The organism is Streptomyces sp. CA-288835 (genome assembly GCF_050936385.1).
GTDB lineage: Bacteria > Actinomycetota > Actinomycetes > Streptomycetales > Streptomycetaceae > Streptomyces.
Map to the genome: position 1 here is coordinate 6,706,941 of NZ_JBNJMW010000001.1, position 15,028 is coordinate 6,721,968.

7 protein-coding genes are annotated in these 15,028 nt (G+C 72.3%); 4 read left to right on the forward strand and 3 right to left on the reverse strand.

Annotation, left to right across the window (positions count from 1 at the left end; translation table 11 throughout):
• Positions 1-63 precede the first annotated feature (63 nt).
• Entirely contained in the window at positions 64-3,162 is a 3,099-nt protein-coding gene (locus tag ACQEVY_RS30605; protein ID WP_432952600.1) for a hypothetical protein, read from the forward strand.
• Positions 3,163-3,302: 140 nt separating this feature from the next.
• Here the strand turns inward: ACQEVY_RS30605 and ACQEVY_RS30610 are convergent, their stop codons facing one another.
• Positions 3,303-3,608 carry a hypothetical protein gene (locus tag ACQEVY_RS30610; protein ID WP_432952601.1) on the reverse strand — a complete coding sequence of 102 codons (306 nt, stop codon included), beginning with the start codon at positions 3,606-3,608 and terminating at the stop codon, positions 3,303-3,305.
• A gap of 46 nt (positions 3,609-3,654) precedes the next feature.
• Between ACQEVY_RS30610 and ACQEVY_RS30615 the strand changes: the two genes are divergently transcribed.
• On the forward strand, positions 3,655-4,587 hold the full coding sequence (locus tag ACQEVY_RS30615) for a hypothetical protein (protein WP_432952602.1): 933 nt from the start codon (positions 3,655-3,657) through the stop codon (positions 4,585-4,587).
• On the opposite strand, the gene ACQEVY_RS30620 is transcribed toward ACQEVY_RS30615, so the two are convergent.
• Positions 4,577-7,909, reverse strand: coding sequence for a right-handed parallel beta-helix repeat-containing protein (locus tag ACQEVY_RS30620; protein ID WP_432952603.1), 3,333 nt, complete (start codon positions 7,907-7,909; stop codon positions 4,577-4,579). The two genes, ACQEVY_RS30615 and ACQEVY_RS30620, sit on opposite strands and share 11 nt — an antisense overlap.
• A gap of 106 nt (positions 7,910-8,015) precedes the next feature.
• On the opposite strand from ACQEVY_RS30620, the gene ACQEVY_RS30625 reads away from it, so the two are divergent.
• On the forward strand, positions 8,016-9,269 hold the full coding sequence (locus tag ACQEVY_RS30625; protein WP_432952604.1) for a S8 family serine peptidase: 1,254 nt from the start codon (positions 8,016-8,018) through the stop codon (positions 9,267-9,269).
• Positions 9,270-9,289: 20 nt separating this feature from the next.
• Here ACQEVY_RS30625 and eccCa read toward each other — a convergent pair whose 3' ends face one another.
• Positions 9,290-13,276, reverse strand: coding sequence for a type VII secretion protein EccCa (gene eccCa, locus ACQEVY_RS30630; RefSeq protein ID WP_432955479.1), 3,987 nt, complete (start codon positions 13,274-13,276; stop codon positions 9,290-9,292).
• Between the two features lie 354 nt (positions 13,277-13,630).
• On the opposite strand from eccCa, the gene eccD reads away from it, so the two are divergent.
• Positions 13,631-15,028, forward strand: a complete 1,398-nt coding sequence (eccD, locus tag ACQEVY_RS30635; protein ID WP_432952605.1) for a type VII secretion integral membrane protein EccD — start codon at positions 13,631-13,633, stop codon at positions 15,026-15,028.

Genomic DNA, 15,028 nt, shown 5'->3' on the forward strand with positions numbered 1-15,028 from the left:
GCGCGGGGGGCGGCCGCCGACGCGGGCGGCGCGGGACGCCAGGGGGTCGCCGGTGGTCCGCCCGTGGAGGACATCGACGGCGTACTGCTGGTGCGTTCGGTCGAGGACGACTCCTTTCCGTTGGACGCCCTGGCCGAAGTGGCGCACGCCGTCAGCGCGGAAGCGGACGAAGGTGGCGAAAGGGGCGCGGAGGGCATCGTCACGGTGATCGTCGGCGCCGCCGCCGGGGGTGGGCCGCCCGACGCCGACCACTGGGCGCGGCTGGGTGCTCTCCTGGACTCCCTCCGCTCGCAGGGCACCGGCCGGGTCCGGCTCGTCATGTCCGGTGCCGGTGACGACCGGCCGGGCCGGCCCTGTGTGGCGCGCAGGATCGCCGACGCCTGGGAGTTGGAGGTGATCGCTCCGGACGGAGCCGTACTGATCACTCCCGGGGGTGCGCTCTTCGTCCACGGGGACTCCGGGCCCGGCTGCGGGTGGTGGCGCTTCGCGCCTGGTGAGGCACCTCGGAAGCTGGGCGCGCGTGCCCCGGCGCCCGTATGGCAGGAAGCGCTGGGCCGGGTCCCCTCGCGTACGAAGGGCGGCTGTGTGGTGGACCCGATACCGGCGGGCGTGCTGATACGTCCGGCCGAGGCGCCCGGACCCGGCCCCGGCGACCTGTGTTTCGCCGTGCCCGTCGACTTCGAACGCCCCATGGTGCTGGTCGGCGCGCCGCAGGCGGAGGACGTCGCGGCCGACGAGGTGGCCGCCGTGCTCGCGGCGCTGCCCGTGGCCCTGCGGTCCCGTGTCCGGCTCGTGCCGGGGGGCCGCCGGGATCTGCTGCGGCTCGGGCAGTCGGTCGCCGACATGCTGGGTGCCGACGTGGAGATACTCACCGGTCTGCCGCTGCTCGCCGACCACGCACCGCCCGGAGCGGCACCCCGGCCGACGCTGGTGGGGCGGGACGGGAAGCCGAGCTGGCGGCCGTTCGTGTCGTCGGTGGTCTGTGGGCCCGCCGACGCGGAGGGGAGGGCTCCCGCTCTCCGGCCGGTGGGAAGCCATCCGCCCGACTGGATCCCCGGCGGTAGCGAACCCGGGACCGTACGGCTGACGGACCGCTGGCAGGCCACGGTGACCCGGGCCGGACTCGCCCTGTGGGAACAGGACGGTCCCCGCCCTCCGCTGGCGGGGGCGGCCGTGGACCCGGACGTGTGCGTCATCGAACTGGGCGCACCTGGGCAGCCGTTGGACACCTCGCTGCTGCCCGCGCTGTCCCGGCTGCTGCGCGGCCTCGGCGCCGAGACCCGGGCGAAGAGCACCCTGCTGGTGCGCGGCCGGCTCATCACGGGAGAAGGCGAACTGCGCCGGCTGGCCGCCGAACACGGCGTACCGGGCATCCGCTACGTCACCGCCGGGCCCGCCCGCGCCGCGGCCCGCCCAACCGGTTCGGGGCCGCGCCCGCGGGCGGGTGCGGTCCCGCCGCCCACCGGGTCCGGGACACCGGCGGCCAGGACACCCGGCGCCGCCGCGTCACCGGAACGTGTCCGGGAAGCCGAGCCATCGGGTGCGCTGCCGCTGGGTGGGGCCGGTGCCGCTGGGCCGGTGCACGCCTCCGGTGGTGCTCTGGTGGGCGAGGGGATCGCCCTCGCAGCTGGTGGCGAAGAGGCCGGTCCTGGCCGGGGAGGGCGTACGCCTGCGGGCGGTGCGGGTACGGGGCCGGAGGGCGGGTCCGGTGGCGGGGCTGTTGCCGGGGTGGCCGGGCACGGCCCCGGTGGTACGGCCGCTGGTGCTGGAACTGAGCTGACCGGTGGCGGTGCATCGGCGAGTCCCGGCAGTGGAGGGCGTACGGGCACTGGCGAGGGCCCGTACGGTGCTGACGGCGGCGAACCGGAGTCGAGCGGCCCGGAGACGCACGCCCAACTGCGGTCGCCGCGGCCGGAGTTGGCCCGGCTTCCGGAGAGACGGGCCTCGAAGGCCCGGGCTCCGGAGGCAGAGGCCCCTGAGGCCCGGGGCTCTGAAACACAGGGCCCGGAGGTGAGGGGTCCTGAGGCGCGGGTTCCGAAGGCGCCGGCCGCTGAGGCGGGTGCTCCTGACGTACCGGTCCCAGAGGCACAGGCTCCGGAGGCACTGTCCCCGGCAACGAACGCTCCTGACGTACGGCCTTCGGGGGCGCGGGTCCAGGAGGCGCGGGCTCCTGAGGTGGGGTCTCCTGCAGTACGAGCCCGAGAGGCGCGGCCTCCGGAGGGACGGGTATCGAAGACGCGGGCCTCGGAGGCACCGGCCCCGGAGATGAGGGCCTCTGAGGCGCGGGCTCCTGAGGCACGGCTTCCGCGGACGCGGGTCGTGGAGGCGCGGGCTCCGGAGGCAGAGGCTCCCGAGGCCGGAGCCCCCGTGGCGCCAGCGCCCGAAGCGTCGGCCGTTCCCCTTCCCTTCGTCCCCGGGCACGTCAGCGGTGCAGCCGAGCGTGTGGCGTTTCGGGACTTTGCCTCGGGGGTCTGGGAGGGGCATGCCGCTGCTGTTTCGCGGGTGCTTACGCGGATGCCTGCGTTGCGTGGGCGTGAGTTGGAGGCGGCGCGGGTCGATCTGATCGCGGCGCATGCCTATCTCACCACCGAGGAAGGGGTGTTGCACCACCGCGAGTTGACCCGGGATCTGCGTACGGGCGAAGGGCGGCTGCTGCCCTACGCCGGGTGCCTGGCGTCCGGGCTGCGGCGGCTGCCCTCCTACCGGGGGGTGGCGCTGCGCGGCGGCGACGCCGCGGGGCCCGAGCCCGCGATCGGGGCCCTGGTGCAGGAGCCCGCGTCGGTCAGTGCCCTGGCCGGGGCCTCGGGGCTGCCGACCGGGGCCGCCGTGCGCTATGCGATCTGGTCCGTCACGGGGCGCAAGGTGCGGCAACTGCTCGACCGGCCCGCCGGTTCCCCGGAGGCGTACGAGGAGGTCGTCTTCGTGCCGGGGACCGGCTTCCGGGCGCTGGGGGTACGGACCGGGCCCGGCGGTTCGCCCGTGGTGCTGCTGCGTGAGCTCCCCGGAAACTCGACTGCCTACATGGACGGGGCGGAGGAACTGAGCTCCCTCGACCTCAAGGCACTCGCACACCTCGAAGAAGCGCTCTCCAAAGGGTTCCCCGCCGGTGAGGGCCGGAGCTGGCCGGAGCGCTGCACCGGGTCCGTGGGCCATGGCGGGTAGCCGAGGGTGCGCCCGGAGGCCCAGCTGGCGATCCACCCGGAGCCCCACCGGGGCAACCCGCGAACCGCACCACTGACCACGTACCAAAAGCCACCTACCAACGACCACGTACCAAGCCAAAGGAGCATGATGACAAGGCGTCAGAGGCGGTCCTCCCCCGACGGATCATCGGGGGGTTCCTCGGCTGCCGGAAGCACCGATCCGTCCGCCGCCACGGGTGGGTCGTCCGTCCGCAGGGCGGTCACGCTCGGGTCGCTGGGATCGGACCCGGGTCCGATGCTGGCGCCGGCCACGCCGCCGTCCGCCGGTGCCGGCCAGGGCGAGAGCCAGGGCCAGGGTGAGGAAACGGCACGCCCGCGTCCGGACACCTCGGAGAGCGAGGCGGCGTCCGCTGCCGCGCCGGCCGGCATCACGAGTCGTACGACCGAGGAGGCGGCGGCGGGCACGGCGGCGACCTCTCGGCCGCGGTCGGAGCCGCGAGTGTCCGAGCCCGTGAGCAGGCGCGCACAGGCGGCGTCGGCGGCCGGCGAGGGCGCCCCGGAAGCCGAAGCCGAGGCCGCGGCCGGCGGTGCCTCCGGTGACGGAACCGCACGCGGGGCGGACGAACCGCCCTCCGGGAACCCGAAGAAGCCGCTGCTCGCCGCCGCCGGCATCGCGGGCGCGGTCCTCCTCGCGGTGCCGCTGCTGATCTGGGCCTCGGACGACTCCGAGCCGAAGAAGGACAACGTGTCCACGGCCGCCAACTCCGACACCGTCCTCGACGACAAGTCCCTGGACGCTCCGCGCGGCGACTACGCACCGGCGGAACCCACACCGGAGCCCTCGGCCTCGAAGCCGTCTCCCAAGGCGAAGCCCAAGGCCGCGCCACCGAGTTCGCCTCCCGCCGTCCCCGAGCCGCCGCAGAAGAAGGCCGAGACCAAGGCGGTGAAGCAGGAGGCGCCCAAGCCCGCGCCGAACACCGCGGCGCTCGCCGTCCAGCGGCTGGCCACGGGGAGCCCGGGCCGGCACATCTGCTACCGGGCCTATATGACGGACATCGGCTGGCAGGCCCCGGTGTGCGACGGCGCCACGGCCGGCTTGGAGGGCCAGAACCGCGCCATCAAGGCCCTCGACATCGCCGTCTCCGACACCAACGGCGTGGCCGCCAACGCGTTCTACCAGGGAGCCGGCTGGACGACGCCGTGGACGAACGTGGGCAACGGCGCCGACCTCGTCATCGGAACCCCGAAGCAGTCGGCACCGAACATGGGCGGCTTCGCCATCAACGTCGACGAGGGCGGCGGCAACATCTGCCAGACCGCCCACGTCAGCGGCGCAGGATGGCAGGGCCTCGGCTGTGACAACCCCCAGACCGAGAACAAGTACATCTTCGGCGGGGATGTGACCAAGGAGCGCGCACTCGAGGCGGTGCGATTCACCGTGTGACGCTGTCCGCCCGACGGTCGCCGGGCGGCAGATCCTCGGGCAGCAGCGTGGTGAGGTCGGCGAGGGTGGGTGACTCGAGCCCGCCCAGCCGACGCGCCTGACTGGTCATCATGGTCTCCAGCAACTGGCGGGCGAGCCGGGCGTTGCCGAAGGAGCGGTCCCGGGGGATGGCGTCCACGTGCGCGCGCAGGGCCGCGAGCGTGTCGGTGCCGCACTCGTAGCCGGAGGCGGCGGCGTGCCGGGAGACGATGGTGACCAATTCGTCCGTGCTGTAGTCCTCGAACTGCACGTACTTGGAGAACCGGGAGGACAGCCCCGGATTGGACGCGAGGAAGCGCTCCATCTCCTCGGTGTATCCGGCGACGATGACCACGACCTCGTCGCGGTGGTCCTCCATCAGTTTCAGCAGGGTGTCGACGGCTTCGCGGCCGAAGTCGTTGGACGAGCCCTCCGGGGTAAGGGTGTAGGCCTCGTCAATGAACAGCACACCGCCCAGAGCGCTGGTGAAGACGTCCTTCGTGCGCTGGGCGGTGTGGCCGACGTACTGGCCCACCAGGTCCGCCCGGGCCACCTCCACCAGGGAGGAGCGGGGGAGCACGCCGAGGGAGTGCAGGAGTTTCGCGTACAGCCGGGCGACCGTGGTCTTTCCGGTGCCGGGCGGCCCGGTGAAGACCAGATGGTTGCTGATCCTGGGGGCGGGGAGCCCGGCCGCGATCCGCTGCCGGGCGTTGGACAGCAGATTGACCAGATCGGTGACCTCCCGCTTCACGGCCCCGAGCCCCACCATGGCCCTGAGTTCGGCCATCGGATCGGCCGCGTCGTCCGCACTCGCCGGCGTCCCGTCGACGGCCGCGGCCTCCGCGTCCCCGACGTCCTGCGGCAGCAGCAGGGTCAGGTCGTTCTCGCCCGGGTCCGGCATCGACGCGAGCCGGAACGCCTGACGGTCCACCATGTCCTCGAACACCGCGCGGGCCGCCCGGCCGTTGCCGAAGGACGCGTCGCGCGTCATCTGCTCGAAGCGGACGGCCAGGGCTTCCCGGGTCAGCGGCCCGAGCTCGAACTGGTGCTTGAGGCACATGCTCTCCGTGATGGTCACCAGCTCCTCGACGGCGTAGTTGCCGAACTCGATGGTGCGGGTGAACCGGGAGGCGAGACCCGGGTTGGCGGACAGGAACGACTCCATCTGCTCGGAGTATCCGGCCGCCACCACGACCACGTCGTCGCGGTGGTCCTCCATCAGTTTGAGCAGGGTGTCGACGGCTTCGCGCCCGAAGTCGTTGGAGGAGCCGCCCTCGGGGGTGAGGGTGTACGCCTCGTCGATGAACAGCACGCCGCCCAGTGCGCTGGTGAAGGCCTCGGTGGTCTTGATGGCCGTACCGCCGATGATCTGGGCGACCAGATCGGCGCGGGCCACCTCGACCAGGTGCCCGCTGCGCAGCACGCCCAGGTCGGCCAGGATGCTCCCGTACAGGCGGGCGACGGTGGTCTTTCCGGTGCCAGGCGGACCGGCGAAGATCAAATGCCGGCTCATCGAGGGAACCGGCATGCCGAGCCGGCGGCGGCGCTCCGCGAGCTGGTTCAGGTTGACCAGCGTGTTCACCTGGTGCTTCACGTTGTCCAGGCCGATGAGCGCCTCAAGTTCGGCCAGCGGGCTCTCGGGCTCCGGCCCCTTCCCGGACTGGCCGGGGGCGCCGTCCTCACCGGTCACCTCGGCGTTCTCGCCCCAGCTGTCCGCCAGACCGTTGTCCGCGCTGGTCAGGTGCTCGACCGAGAGCCGGTCGCTCGCGCGGCTCTGGCGCAGTCCCGCGCCGCGGTTGTCGCGCACCACGCAGCGGGTGACGTCGACCGGTTCGGCGCTGTCGACCCGTACGCCGTCGCCCGTACTGCCGGTGATCTCGCAGGCGGTCAGCGAGGCCCGGCCGCCGCGCCACACCTGGATCCCGTGGGCCTTCGAACCGCTCACCCGGACCCGGTCGAGCGCGATCTCCGCCCCGTCGCGCACGCTGACACCGGCGTCGGCGCTGTCGCTGATCTCGCAGTCCCGGAGGGTTCCCCGGCCGCGTTCGCCGAAGACGACGCCCGAGCGGGCGGCGGAGCGCATCACGGTGTCGCTGACCTCGGGTTCGGCGTCGTCGTCGACGCTCAGCGCGCAGCCGCCCGCGGACTCGATCTCGCAGTGCTCGAGCCTGCCGCGGGCGTCGTCGGTGATCTCGATGCCGTGACCGCCCGCCCCGGTGACCCTGGCACGGCGCAGCAGGGGGTTGGCGGAGGAGCGTACGGAGATGCCGATCCCGACCGCGTCCAGGACGTCCAGGCGGTCGAACTCGGCCGTGGAGTCGTCCGCGAGGAACACCGCCCCGGAGGCGTCGGCGCAGTCGCTCACCACCGTGTCCCGCAGCATCGGGGAGCTGCCCTCGACGACCCGGATGGCGGGCTCGGCCGAGGTGTGGAACTCACAGCCCTCCAGGGTTCCGCGCGAGCGGTCCAGGACGAGCAGCCCGCTGTTCTTGGTGCGCCGGGTGACACAGCGGCGCAGCAGCGGGTCGGCTCCGCCGGAGATGACGACGGCGCTCTGGGCGATGGACTCGAACGAGGTCTCCTCGATTTCCGGGCGGGACACGCTGGTCACGAGCAGGCCCACCGAAGTGTGGTGAACGGTGCACCCCAGCACGCGGGTCGAGCTGTGGCCTTCCAGGGCGATGGCGGGCTTGTCGGTGCCGGAGATGTCGCAGTTCTCCACGGTGCCTCCGGCTTCGCCGCTGGCCAGGACGCCGTTCGCCCGTGCCGCGCGGATCCTGCAGTCGCGGACGAGGGGTCTGGCCGTCTCGCCGATGACCACCGCGGAGGTGCCGAAGTTCTCGAACAGGCAGTCCTCGATGACGCTTTGCGTCTCGGAGGAGTCGACGATTCCGGCCCCGCCGGGGTTGCTGATCCGGCAGCCGCGGGCGGCGAGGGAGCCCTTGCCGCGCACCAGCAGTGCCGTCCATGCCGCACCGGTCACGGTGCAGCCGTCGAGGGCGGCCTGGCCGGCCGGTACGTCCACGACCGCCAGTTCCTTGTCGCGTCCGCGGAGGGTGAGGCCGCTGAGCATCACGGCGTCGGCCATCAGGCTCACGGCGGTGCCGGAGCGCGGGCAGATCTCCACGGCTCCCGGCTCGCCCTCGGCGACGATCGTCACCCGGTTCCTGATGACGAGGTTCTCGGCGTAGCGGCCGGGGCGGACCCGGATCACCGCCCCGGTGCGTGCCTGGGCCAGTGCCTCACCGATCGTCTGGAAGCTGTCCGACCGTTCCGGGCTGACCGTGAGTATGTGCCGTGCCACGCGCCTCGAACCTCCTTGTGTTTCTGCGTCTTTGGCCCTGCCCTGTGCGTGCGCCCGAGCATGTCATGTGCATATCATGCGCTCTATGCGGAATGCGCGGAATGCCATGAAATCCAGGTATGCGGGCCTCGTACTGGCGGTCGCCGTCGTCCTGCCGGTCACCTGTGTGCCTGCCTTCGCCGCACCCCACGAGCCGTCGGTGTCCGAGAGCGACGGCCCGGCGGCTGGCGACCCGGGCACCACGCTGCTGCCCCCGCTGCCCGTCCGCCTCGGCGAGGACAGCCCGTGCACCGCGGCCTCCGAGGAGACCGCCACCGGAGCGGCGTGGTCGCAGACGGCTCTCGGGCTGCCGCGGACCCAGCGGATCTCCCGGGGCGGCGGGGTGACCGTCGCGGTGGTCGACACCGGTGTCGCCTCGGGCGTCCGCAGCCTGTCCGGGCGGGTGACGTCCCTCGACGGGGCGGGCGAGGACTGCGTGGGACACGGCACGTTCGCCGCCGGTCTCATCGCCGCCGCGCCGGAGAAGGGCAGCGGGATCACCGGGGTCGCCCCGGAAGCCGAGATCCTCGCCCTGCCGGGGACCGACGACCGCGGAGTGCCCTCGGCGGAGCGCGTCGCTCTTGGCATACGTACGGCGGCGGACCGCGGCGCGCAGGTCATCTACGTCGGCCACGCCCTGCGTACCGGAAAGCCGGAACTCACCGCTGCCGTCGCCCACGCCACGCGGCGCGACGCACTCGTGGTCGCCCCCGCCGCGCCGGACGCCGTGCCCCGCGAGGAACTCGGGCCCGACGGTGAGATGCCCGAAGGACCGTACTGGCCGGCCGCCGCGCCGGACGTGCTCGCCGTCGTGGACTTCGGGCCCAGCGGCGTACGGCAGGAAAACGCGCCACCCGCCCACGAGCCGGACCTGTCGGCGCCCGGCAGCTCCATGGTCAGCGTCGGACCGGGCGGTTCCGGGCACTACATCGGCTCCGGCGCCTCGCTGGCCGCGGCGGGTACCGCGGGGGCCGCCGCACTCGTACGCGCGTACCGCCCCGAACTGACCGCGGCGGAGGTCTCCCGACAGCTGCTCGACACCGCCTATCCGTCGGACACGCCCCGACTCGACCCCTACGCGGCCCTGTCCGTCGTCGCGGACGTCACGGACCAGGGGCAGGCAGCCGCCGCGAAGCCCGCCCCCGCGCACCTGCCACCGCCCGCCGACCCCGGCCCCCGCAACCGATCCCTGGCAATCGCCGCCGCGGGCCTGACGCTCGTCCTCCTGGTCGGAGGCATGGCCGCGGTGATTCCGCGCGGCCGGGCCAGGGGCTGGCTGCCACCGGGCCGGCATCCGGAGGGCAACTCCTCCGGGCAGTAGGACGTGCCAAGTGCGTGGCATCAGCGGTTGTCCTCCGCCAGTGCGGTCTGTATCTGGAGCGTCTTGCGGCGGGCGATGCGTATCGCCCGGCCGGGGATCAGTTCGCGGCCCTTCACGCTGCCGAAGAGGTAGCCCTCGCTCGGGGGGCACGACATCAGGAGGCCGGGGGTATTGACCTCCTGGAGCCTGCGCAGGAGGGGCTCGTTGAGGCCGCGGCCGGCTCCGGCGGAGGAGCGGGCCACCACCATGTGCAGGCCGACCTCGTGGCCGAGCGCGAGATGGTCGAGCAGCGGAGCGAACGGCTGTGTCATCGGACCGCTGCCGACCATGTCGTAGTCGTCGACCAGGATGAACAGCCGCGGCCCCTGCCACCAGTCGCACAGCCTCATCCGCGAGGGGGCGATGTCCTCACCCGGCACCCGCTGCTTGACCGCCCTGGCCGCCCCGTCCACGAGTTCCTTGAGCATGTCCAGGGACACGGCGTGCCCGAGCCGGTACGCCTCGGGGATGCTCTCCACCAGCTCCCGCCGGTAGTCCACCGTCATGATGCGGGCCTCGCCGGGTGTGTACCGCTCGGTGATGCCCTTGGCGACCAGGCGCAGCAGATTCGTCTTGCCGCACTCGGTGTCGCCCACCACGATCATGTGCGGGTTCTCGGTGAAGTCGTGCCAGATCGGGGCGAGTTCGTTCTCGTCCAGGCCGAGGGGGATCCGCAGGCCGTTCTCGCCCTCCGGCTCGGGCAGCTCGTCGACGGACAGACTGGTCGGCAGCATCCGTACCCGGGGCGCGGTCGGTCCCGTCCAGTTCTCGCTGATCGCGGAGACGAGCCCGGCGACACCGTCGGCGAGGTCGTCGGCGTCCTCGACCCCGTCGACGCGCGGCAGCGCCGACAGATAGTGCAGCTTCTCGCCGGTTAGGCCCCGCCCCGGGCTGCGCGGAATCGTGGCCGCCTTGCGGGAGTCGATCTGGGAGTCCATCGGGTCCCCCATCCGCAGCTCCAGCCGGGTGCCGGTCTGGTCGCGCACGGAGGACGACAACTCCACCCAGCGGGCGGTGGTGACCAGCAGATGGACGCCGTAGTTCAGCCCGCGGGCGGCGAGCGCGTTGAACGTGGGAATGTGCCGGTCGAAGTCCTGGCGCACGGTGGACCAGCCGTCGATGACCAGGAAGACGTCACCATGCGGCTCGTCGGGGAACTCGCCCGCCGCGCGCCGCTTGCGGTACGTGGGCATGGAGTCGATGCCGTGCTCCAGGAAGAACCGCTCCCGCTTGCTGAGCAGCGTGCTGACCTCGGCGATCGTACGGCCCACCCGCTCGGTGTCCACGCGTGCCGCCACCCCGCTCATATGGGGCAGTTCATCGAGCGCGGCGAGGGTGCCGCCACCGAAGTCCAGGCAGTAGAACTGCACTTCGCGCGGTGTGTGGGTGAGGGCGAGCGCGGTGATGAGGGTCCTCAGCAGGGTGCTCTTGCCGCTCTGCGGGCCGCCGGCGATGGCCACATGGCCCCCGGCCGCCGACAGGTCCACGGTCAGCAGATCACGCAGCTGGTCGAACGGCCGGTCCACGATGCCCACCGGCACGGTGAGCCGCCCGCGCAGCGGCCAGTCGGCCGTGGTGAGGCCGTACCGCGGATCGGGGGCCAGCGGAGGCAGGATCTGGTCCAGGGTGGCCGGCATGCCCAGCGGCGGCAGCCACACCTGGTGGGCCGGCGGTCCGGAGCCGCGCAGCCGGTCGAGCGCCACCGACAGCAGGGTCTCGCCGCTCTCCTCGTCGCCGCCCTCCGCCTCCGGCTCCTCCTCGTCGGGCTCGCCGGTCAGGTCCGGGTCCGCGGGCGCGCGCGGCACCACCCAGTCCGCCGTCCACGGCACCACCTGGCGCGCCACCTGGGCCTGCACGACGGCACGGCGCCGCCGGTAGGGGCCCGACACATACGCGGCCCGGAACCGGGTCAGCGCGTCGACCCCGCTCTTGAGGAAACCGGCGCCCGGCTGCGCGGGCAGCTGGTAGGCGTCCGGCACACCCAGCACCCCCCGGCTCTCCATCGCGGAGAAGGTCCGCAGACCGATCCGGTACGACAGATGGCTCTCCAGCTGGTGCATACGGCCCTCGTCGAGCCGCTGCGACGCCAGCAGCAGATGGACACCGAGACTGCGCCCGAGCCGGCCGATCATGACGAACAGCTCCATGAAGTCGCGGTGCGCGGACAGCAGTTCACTGAACTCGTCCACCACGACGAACAGGCTGGGCAGCGGCTGCAACGGCACCCCGGACTGCCGCGCCTTCTCGTACTCCAGGGCCGAGGTGTAGTTCCCGGCGGCACGCAGCAGCTCCTGACGGCGTATCAGTTCGCCGTGCAGGGCGTCCTGCATACGGGCCACCAGCGCCACCTCGTCCGCGAGGTTGGTGATGACCGCGGAGGTGTGCGGCAGTTCGTCGAGGCCGAGGAAGGTGGCGCCGCCCTTGAAGTCGACGAGGACGAAGTTCAGCGTCTCGGAGGAGTTGGTGAGGGCCAGCGAGAGGACGAGGGTGCGCAGCAGCTCGCTCTTGCCGGAACCGGTGGCGCCGATGAGCATGCCGTGCGGTCCCGTACCACCCTGCGCGGACTCCTTGATGTCCAGCTCCACGGGCCTGCCCTCGCCGCTGACCGCGATCGGCACCCGGAGCCGGGCACTGCCGGTGTACCGCTCCCAGAGCGTGGCCGGCTCGTGCCGGTGCAGATCGGGGATGTTCAGCAGCGAGGTCAGCTCGACGTCGGTGGAGAACGGCTTGGAGTCGTCGCCGCCCACGCTCATCCGGTACGGCGCGAGCAGCCGGGCGAGCGCCAGCGCGCCCGCCGGGCCCAGCCGGTCGGGCCTGCCGAGCGCCGTCGACTGCTCCTTGCGGTCGCGGTCCGTGCGCACCAGCGCGACGCTGTCCTCGTCCACCTCGAGACGCAGAGTGGTGCGCCCCGGCTTCCAGGCGAGGGCTCCGGTGAGGTCGAGCACCACCGCGTTGCGGAAACCGTGCCCGTCGAAGCGGTGGCCCGAGGGCACCGTGCAGCCGTCGATCACGATGACGGTGTACGGCTCCTCACGCCCCGGCACCGCGTCCGGGTCGGCGCCCGGCCGCTCCTGGAACTCGACACCGAGCAGGTTCTCCAGCTCGCTGAAGGCCGAGGCGATCATGCGGGTCGGTCCGGCGCCGTCCTCCTCGTGCCGGTGCAGGCTGTGCGGAAGCCACTTCGCCCACTCCCACTCGGATCGCCGCTCGTCCGACACGCACAGCGCGATCCACAGGTCGTCGGGGGAGTGGAAGACCGCCAACTGACCGAGCAGGCCCCGCACCAGACCCCGTATCCGCTCCTCGTCCCCGCGGAAGAGCACCTTCGACCAGGCCCGCAGATAGATCGCGATGGGCTGGTCCCGTACGGTCGAATAGGCCCGGGTGAAGCTGCGCAACGCGTGCGCGGACAGCGGCTCCAGGTCCTCGACCGGCTTGGTCGACAACGGCGTCAGCTTCATCGCCAGACGCTGGTCGCCGACCCCCATCCGGACCTCCGCGAAGTCCTCGTCGGACGCCCGGCGCTCCCACAACCGGGTGCTGCGCACCAGCGAGGACAGCGCGTCGGGATCGGGATGCCGCCAGGCGAGGGCGCGTTGCTGGTCGACGATGGACGCCCGCACCTTGCGCCGCGTCTGCCGCAGATAGCGCAGATAGTCGCGGCGCTCGCCCTTCATCCGCTGCTTGCGCTCGGAGTTGCGGCGCATGACCTGACCGAGCATCATCCCCGCGGACGCGATCACCATCACACCGAGCGCGATATAGATGAACCCGCCGCTGGACCGGCTCATGCCCGGCCGCATGAACATCAGCATCATGGAGACCGACATCAGCGCCATCGGCAAGTATGTCCACACCGCGGAACTGTCCGGCACGACTTCCGGAAGTGTCGGCGGCTCCTGAAGACTCAGGTCTCCCGACGGTAATTCCGGGCCTTTACGGCGTGCCGGCCTGCGGAACAGGATCACGCTCAACGAATGGCCTCCTCAATGATTTCGGAACAATTCCGCGGTAACGGCGCGGTGATTATCCGGTGTCCGCCTGCACGCCGGTTCGCCTCGAAGTCGGGGGCGAAGGCGAGAACGCTTCTGGTCGCAATGAGTCAGAGCCCCGCGCGGTGGTCGCGGGGAAATTTCCGTATGGGTTCCGTGAAACGCTGAATTTCTTGAGTGGTGTTGCGAAAACGGCCGGTCTACCGTCAAACTCGTCGGCGCGTGCCGCATCCGACGTGCCGTCACATTCGGCGACCGACCGGCGTGCCGCTGCCACCTTCCAGCCACCGCGAATCCCGTGGTCCGCCAGAAAGCGTGAACCCGAAGCCCATGACTGAAATTCAGACGGCAAGCCTGTGCCGCGTGACCGTACGTGCCCCGGCCAGGACCGTCGACCTGGCCGTACCCTCCGACGTTCCCGTAGCCGATCTGCTGCCCACTGTGATCAGTTACGGAGGCGACGACCTGGAGGAATCCGGTCTGGAGCACGGCGGTTGGGTGCTGCAACGCCTCGGCGGCCCGCCGCTCGACCCAGAGAGTACCTTGGACTCCCTCGGTCTGCGGGACGGCGAGGACCTTTATCTGCGCCCGCGCACCGAAGCGCTACCGGAGGTTCACCTCGACGACCTGGTCGACGGCATCTCCACCACCATGCAGCAGCGGCCGCACGGCTGGAGCCCGGAGGCCGGCCGGCGTCTGCTGCGCGGCCTCGCGGTGGCCACCCTCACCCTGGGCATCGTGCTGCTGGCCATGCCGGGAACGGCCGGCTGGCTGCGCGCGGTGGCCGCCTCCGCCGCCGGGCTCCTGCTGCTCGCCGGGGCGGGCTCCGCGACCCGGGCCGTCGGCGACTCCGGCGCCGGCTCGGCGCTCGGCCTGATGGTGGGCCCGTACTTCGCCCTGGCGGGCTGGCTGCTGCCCGGCGGTGACCTGGGCGGCGCGGAAGGTGAAGCCGTGCTGGGCGCACGGCTGTTGGCGGCCTCCGCGGCCGGCGGCGGCGGGGCCGTACTCGCCCTCGCGGCGGTCGGCGTGTACCCGGCCCTGTTCATCGGCGCGGCCTGCGTCGCCACGGCGGGAGCGCTCGGCGCCACCCTGATCACCCTGGAACTGTCGCCGGAACAGGCGGCCAGCGTGGTCGCCGTCGTCGTGGTCCTGTTCGGCGGCTTCGTCCCCTCGCTGTCCTTCCGGCTCGCCGGCATGCGAATGCCGCCGCTGCCCACCAACGTCCAGCAGCTGCAGCAGGGCATCGACCCGTACCCCTCCTCGGACGTCGAAGCCCGCTCCATGCTGGCGGACGGCTGGATGACCGCCTTCTACGGAGCCATCGGCCTGGTCTGCCTGCCGTGCCTCGCGGCGCTCACGGCCGAGCCCGACCTCGCCGGAATCCTCACCGTCGTGGCCCTGTCGCTCCTCCTCCTGCTGCACAGCAGGGGGTTGGGCAACGTCTGGCAGCGGCTTTCGCTGACCATCGCCGGAGCCTGGGGCGTGGCCCTGCTCCTGTTCGTGTCCGCGCGCTCCCTCGCCCCGGGGGACCGGCTGACGCTGACGGCCGGTCTGATGGGCCTGGCGGCCGCCATCACGATCGCCTCATGGACCGTGCCAGGGCGGCGACTTGTCCCGTACTGGGGCCGCGCGGCCGAGCTGCTGCACTCGCTCGCCGCGATCAGCATGCTGCCGCTGATGCTCTGGTCGATGGGCGTCTACGGCATGCTGCGCGGCCTCAACGGCTGA

Excerpts from the sequence above, each read along its gene's own strand:
- ACQEVY_RS30625 (WP_432952604.1), top strand. The coding sequence starts at position 8,016 with ATGAAATCCAGGTATGCGGGCCTCGTACTGGCGGTCGCCGTCGTCCTG.
- eccD (WP_432952605.1), top strand. The coding sequence starts at position 13,631 with ATGACTGAAATTCAGACGGCAAGCCTGTGCCGCGTGACCGTACGTGCC.